The following is a 6452-nucleotide window of genomic DNA, read 5'->3' on the forward strand; positions in this document are numbered from 1 at the left end:
GGTAGTGTGGCTCAAGCATACCGGAACGGTGGCTCATTTATTCCGGACGGGTGGCTCACCACCCACCGGAATAGTGGCTCCGCCACACCGGTATACGCAGTATGAACTAAACCTCCGGGATAGATTAATGAAAGAATGGATTGAAAAATATAGTGTAGAATATGATTCTCGTAAGGCTGCGTTTGAGTATATCATTAAAATGCTTAAGGTTGTTTTTAACTATCTTCTTATTGATGTAGTTACCGAATATACAAAGCTTATGAATAGATGGTTTGAGTCGCAACACTGGTATTTTGATGATAATAAGATGTCATTTGAAGAACTTTAGTTAGTTGTAAGAATAAAATATCTTTAATCTATAGTTATATCAATTCATACTATTCTTATATGGTACAAACTCCTATGCGGAGTTTGTGGGTGATTTAAACCCAAGAGAGACAAAACTTACATAAGCGACACAAGTCAGATCCCGGGTATCGGCAGTGGTATACAGGTTTATTGGACAAGGCGTTGAGGGGCATTATCCATCAGCTAACAAAGCACTCACGCTACGGCACGGGGGCTGAATCAAGGGGCAGGCGTGCCTTGGGTTGCCGGATGCATTTGCTCTGGAGTAGGAGCGCAACCACACCACTTCACCGGGTGTCAAGCACCGCCAAGGAGCAGAGCTCTGAGGTCCGGTTCAGTGGCGTCGTGAGTGCGGAGACGTTATATAACATATTCGACTATCAAGTCCTATGTGTATTGAGATTTTAATATAGAAGGGAGACATAAAATGATTGATTTCTGGTTTGCCGCAATTATGACATTTATAATTACTCTTATTACCATTACTTTCGACTCTATTACTGGTAAACTAATATGTTATGCGAAGTACCGTAAAACTATTAGTGATATATTGAGCAAAGGCTTATCTCGCGAAGATGCAGCGAAACTAATTGAAAGAAGCCATTATCAATTAAAATCGAACGAAAATGTTTTTAAAATATGGGGTTCTGATATTGCTTTAGTCTCTATATCTGTTGACCTTACAGCCTTAGGACTATATATATCAAGCCCTTACTACTTTCCATTCTTTCAAAGATTTAATAGTACTAATTCAAATCGTGAAATTCTAGTTTGGATACTAGTAATAATGTTACATATGTTGCTTATTATGATTACAATGATAATGAAACATAATCATATATCAAATATTGACTTTATAGATAATGAAGGCAATGAAATAATAATAAATTCAAGTTGGTTATCAAAGCAAAAGTATGTACTTGTTGGCAATTCATGTGGGTTTATCTCGCTTATGTCTTCAATTGTTTTTATAACTAATGCCATATAGGAGGTAGAGATGAGTTTTGAAATTATTTTTAGTGCAGTAATTGCAATTGCTACAAGTATAGTAGTAAATATACTATCATCAATGATAAACAAAATACTAAAAAAGAAGAAATATATAAAGATTAAGGTTAATGAAACAGAATTTAGCTTTGATATCAATAATATAGAAGCGGCCAAAAGAGTCGTTTATGAGAATATGAATGCACCTCAAGTCTATATCTCATATAGTCATAATGATATTGATAAAGCGAAACATATATCAGATTTTCTTATTAAACATAACATTCGTGTATGGTTTGATGAGAACAATATCAATGTTGGAGATGCTATTACAGATAGAATAAAAATGGCAATTAATGAGAGTTCATATTATTTAATATTAATATCAAAAAATACTAAGATGTCAAAATGGTTAAATTATGAAATCAATATAATGCTGCAAAATGAATCAAAAAGCGGTATAAACAGAATTATACCAATATTAGTTGATGATGCAGATTTACCAAAAATATTAGAATACCGCAATTTTATTGAGTTTAATGAAAATAGAAATGATAACCTTAATATACTTTTAGAAAAAGTAACATAAACAAACAGGTCGAATACGTCAGATAACAATGTGCTCACGCTGCGGCACGGCGGGTCGGGGCAAGTAGTATGCGTGCCTTGGTACTCGACAAGCTCGTACCACACCCCTTCGCTGAGTGTCGAGTACCGACAGGGAGAAGGGTTCTGATGGTCCGGTTCAGTGGTTTCGTGAGTGCGGAGAAGTTATCTGACATTGCTGAACGTAAGTCATGAGAGGATTGATATAATGAAACAAGAATGGTTCGAGATGCAAGATATAAAACGAAGAACTTTTGAAAGATCTGTTTGGATACCTTTAAGAGCAATTAATCAGATTGGAGAAACAGGACAATTTGGGTTTATAGGTCATAAATCAGAATTTTTTGGCGCATCATCGTTAGCTATTCCTCTTATCTATAAATCAGAAGCTGAAAAACTTAGTTGGAACGATATTGATATAAGTCATGATCATTGCGGCTATATTCAAGACGAAGAATATATACCTTCAAATATATTTAAAGATTATAGTAGCCAGTTAGTTGGTGAACACCTAGTTTTATCACAAAGAGGCAATAGAATTGAAGAAAGTGAGTGGCATTTGAATCAAGATTTTGTGTTAACGCTTGGTTTAAAACGGGAAGGTGATATCTGGGTGCGCCCTGATGAAGGATATTTAGAAGTAGCAAAGCTTTATAGACGGTCTGACAAGTCACCTTATTTATTCGAAGTTCGTGCATCACATCTTAAGGATTATCTTTGTGCAAGGAAAATGGCTCTTTATATCAATTCATATCATCAAAGAGTTGAAGTTGTTGAAAGTGTAGATCAAATAAGATGGGAGAAACATTTCATTGAGGAACATAATGATATGGATCGGTGGGAAGGGCGTATTTCAGAAATTCATGAGGGCGGTATACCATTTGGCAGTACGACAGCTAAATTTCATGTTGCAAGAACAGATGTAGATATAGAAGAAGATGTACCTAACTTTGGTTTTCCAAATGATGATGCGGTCAAGTCAGATTCATGGACAAAAGAACATCATGGCAGAAAATTATATCGCATTGAGGGAGAATTATGGCGAAACGAATGGATTGACCCTGCTCCTAATAGCCCAATCGTTCGTGGCGATAAAATGCCTGCTACGGTATTTTTTATAACTGACGCTGAAGGTACACAAGAGAATAAAAGTACTCTTGTAAAAGGAAGTCGTTGGCTATGGTTTCGACCAGAAGTAGTATTAGAATTAACACATCTAAGAGGAGGAATATTGGGTTGGTATACAAGAGATACCGGTGGAGTTGGATGTTCACCAGGTTTTTCAGTTCACTTTGGAATTAACAAGTTGGGATTACTTAACGTTTATGCAAAAGACATTGGATTATTGCCAGATTGGCAGCAAAAGATTTGGGCTGGCTTTAATGTTAGTCCTGATGGAAAAGTATCAGAAGAACTTCTTGAGGCACAAATGAAAGCTAAGCCTGCAAATACTCAAGCACCAGAGGATTTCTTAGAAAAAGGATTAGAGGCACTAAATAGTGTTGCTTATAATGAAATTGGTATAAGAATTTTAAGAGAGCATGACTTAATACAGGAGTTGATTAAAAAATGTCATCGGTTTAGGTCTATAGACAAAGCGGGATTATATGCACTTGCTAAAGATGTAGCTAGATTAACAGCAGATAGTGTTGATGCCACAGCAATACAAACAATTATTGCACCACCCAAAGGAACAAAGTGGGGTTCGTTAAAATCATTGGAGTGTTTACTCGCAAAAAAGATTGATACTGATAAAGCTAAATTATTACTCAGCAGTCTTGTTGGGGTGTATGAGTTAAGGCATGGTGATGCACATCTACCTGGTTCAGATGTTGATGAAGCATTTAAATTAATTAGTATTAATCAGGATATACCATATGTTCATCAAGGTTATCAACTTCTTCATTCATGTGTATCAAGTATATATGGAATTGTAAATGTACTTAAAAACTGGAATAATTCAAGAGAAAACTAGGGTAGTCCAGCAACATACATAACACAACACTCAAACTACGGCACGGAAGGGAAAGAGCACGGAGCAAGCCGTACCTTGGGTGCCGGAAGCATTTGCTTAGGGGTGAGATCAGGGCAACCGCACCCCTTCACCGGGAGCGAAGCTCCGCCAGGGGGACAGGCTTCGTGGGTCCAGTTCAGTGGTGTCGTGAGGCGAAACTATTATCTTACATAATCACAATCTTACGGGTATTAAGATGCTAGTATCTCTAACAAGTTTAAATAACGAGGTGATAGCCTATGAGCACAAGTGACATAATCGCATTAATTGCTTTGACTTTAAATTTGATAACTTTAATTATAGTTATTTATCAAACTAATTTAACAAGAAAGTCGGTTAATATTGCTAATGAAAGTATTGATAGAGATAGAAAGGTTAGACAACTTGAAATGCTGCCAAGAGCAAATTTTATTATACATGTAGGTTTAAGAATTGATCAGTGGCTCGATGAGATTGAACAGGTTAGAGAAGATTTAAGTCTCGCATGTAAAGATGAAAATGCTATAGCATTGAGAGAAATAGCAAAGAGAGGGCTTCATTCGCCAAAAGGCTTAGTGGATAGTAGTTTTTATGAGAAAAGTCCTGATTGGCTAGCAGAAATATATATGTCAGCAGCTAGGTTTTATTATCCTTGCATTGGACCTCTCTATGAATTGTGGGATGAAGAGATAAATAAAGCAAACTTTTTTATATGTAAATCTATAATCGAAAGGTGTGCAGAAACAGAAGTGCACCTATTGAAACTTAGGTCATATTTGATTAATCTAATACCTGATTCATATCTTGAAGCACCGGCTTCATTACCAGATAGGAGCTATCTAAGTGATTAGTAATATTTGATAGGGTCTTTGTGATTACAATGACCTCACACTGTAGCATTTCGTAATAGGTCAAGGTGCTTACATGCATTGGGTTGCAGAAGAAATACAAAACCCTGGCATGATGGAACCACAAAATTATCAATATATGCCGGACAGATTCCAAGACTAGAAGGTGAGTATTGGACTTCTCGGAAAACCGTTGGAACTATTGCTCTAACTAGAGAATCTACCAAAATTAAAAGGTATTAGCAACAACGGTTCCGACATTATATAACAGAGTTTTCAACGCTTTGACGAGATGGATTGAACAGGATGCATCAGTATAGAAAAATGAGAACAAATTTTCGAGTTGGAGGGAATAAAGTGGGTTTATTTAGTAAAAAGACAAAGATAACTCCGTCTGAATTTGCTGCACTATTGTGCGATTCTATACAACATAGAACTTTAAAATTTCTAGATGATACTGATATGCTAAATGAAATGAGGATTGAAGATATTGATAAAAATTCAATTTTTTTAGAGATGCTAATTTATCATAGTTTTTGCTTTATAGAAATCTTTTATAGTTCACAATACGATAATACTTTGAAAAACGGTATTTTGGATGAAATGCATAATGGCTTATATGATGCTTTTAGAAAGAATTGCAGTTATTCAGAAGAATCGATTAAAAATTTACAAGGTTATATATCTCAAAAGTATGACGAATATAATAAATGCAAGGACTCAGAAAACTGGTTAAGGGAAATGAGTAAAAGTGTTCTAACAAATATTAAGGAAGGTAATGAAATACATGGAGAAGTGGAGATTTATTCCATGACATCATATACAGCATTAATATATCAAAACCTACCGGAGCTATATAATAAATATGCTTTGGTAGTAAAATAAATCAATACTCTAGCGGCATAAAGATAGTCTATCTCAATATATTGAAATACCTTAATTTGCAATACTAAATAGATTTGTAAAAAAAGGATGTCATATATATAGTAATTATACGAGATACAATTTTCTAAAAAACATTTTGTTGGAGTAGGTAATAGATTTCAGACCTCCTTGATGAAAGACATTATATAGGAATAAAAAAAAGTGGTGATTTGAATGTATAAGAAAGAACAAAGCATTGACGAAGCTTTATTACAAATTGGAACACAAGCTGAAAGATATAAGATGTTTCAACCTGATAATTCTCCCTCTCTAGCTTCTGTTGGGCTAAGTATGAAATATGCACCTTTGAGAACATATCATACTATACAAGTGTGGAGAGGAAAAACTATAAAGAATGGTCAGATTTTGCTTAGGGAGCTAGACAACATATATAGTCAATTATCTTGTTGCAAGGACAAATTCTATAATCGCAAAAAACCAATAGAAGGCATTATTATTAATCACAAGAAGTATAAAGAAGTTATGAATGCATATCAAGAGGACGTCGAAACTTACCTATTAGTACACTCTATTACTGACCATTCGGAAAAAGATTCGATAAGTCAAGTAACTAATACACTACAGGATGTTAGAGACAGATATAAAGAGATAAAAGAAGAAGCATTGTTCAAGTTAAATTCAATATCAAGCGCTAGGGTGACAGTCAGTAACATTGTAATTAGTATTGTAGCACTACTTATTTCAGTTCTAGCCTTACTAAGGTAGAAAATCGTCCTTCGTATAAC

At 35.0% G+C, this 6452-nt stretch carries 7 protein-coding genes; all 7 read left to right on the forward strand.

Features of this window, described 5'->3' with window-relative positions:
* Nucleotides 1–127 precede the first annotated feature (127 nt).
* The 7 genes from ACESM9_RS13615 (at nucleotide 128) to ACESM9_RS13645 (ending at nucleotide 6432) form a co-directional block, all read left to right on the forward strand.
* The gene (locus ACESM9_RS13615; protein WP_372999753.1) at nucleotides 128–328 is read left to right on the forward strand and encodes a hypothetical protein; all 201 of its coding nucleotides are present in this window, start codon (nucleotides 128–130) and stop codon (nucleotides 326–328) included.
* Nucleotides 329–775: 447 nt separating this feature from the next.
* Entirely contained in the window at nucleotides 776–1336 is a 561-nt protein-coding gene (locus ACESM9_RS13620; protein WP_372999756.1) for a hypothetical protein, read from the forward strand.
* Between the two features lie 9 nt (nucleotides 1337–1345).
* Nucleotides 1346–1924, forward strand: coding sequence for a toll/interleukin-1 receptor domain-containing protein (locus ACESM9_RS13625; RefSeq protein WP_372999759.1), 579 nt, complete (start codon nucleotides 1346–1348; stop codon nucleotides 1922–1924).
* Between the two features lie 225 nt (nucleotides 1925–2149).
* Complete coding sequence (locus ACESM9_RS13630; protein ID WP_372999762.1) at nucleotides 2150–3916, forward strand: hypothetical protein; 1767 nt, start codon at nucleotides 2150–2152, stop codon at nucleotides 3914–3916.
* Between the two features lie 278 nt (nucleotides 3917–4194).
* Nucleotides 4195–4785 carry a hypothetical protein gene (locus ACESM9_RS13635; RefSeq protein WP_372999765.1) on the forward strand — a complete coding sequence of 197 codons (591 nt, stop codon included), beginning with the start codon at nucleotides 4195–4197 and terminating at the stop codon, nucleotides 4783–4785.
* Between the two features lie 354 nt (nucleotides 4786–5139).
* Nucleotides 5140–5667, forward strand: coding sequence for a hypothetical protein (locus ACESM9_RS13640; protein ID WP_372999767.1), 528 nt, complete (start codon nucleotides 5140–5142; stop codon nucleotides 5665–5667).
* Nucleotides 5668–5880: 213 nt separating this feature from the next.
* Nucleotides 5881–6432 carry a hypothetical protein gene (locus ACESM9_RS13645; RefSeq protein WP_372999770.1) on the forward strand — a complete coding sequence of 184 codons (552 nt, stop codon included), beginning with the start codon at nucleotides 5881–5883 and terminating at the stop codon, nucleotides 6430–6432.
* Nucleotides 6433–6452: the final 20 nt, after the last annotated feature.

This window comes from Lutispora sp. (genome assembly GCF_041687175.1).
Classification (GTDB): Bacteria; Bacillota; Clostridia; order Lutisporales; family Lutisporaceae; genus Lutispora.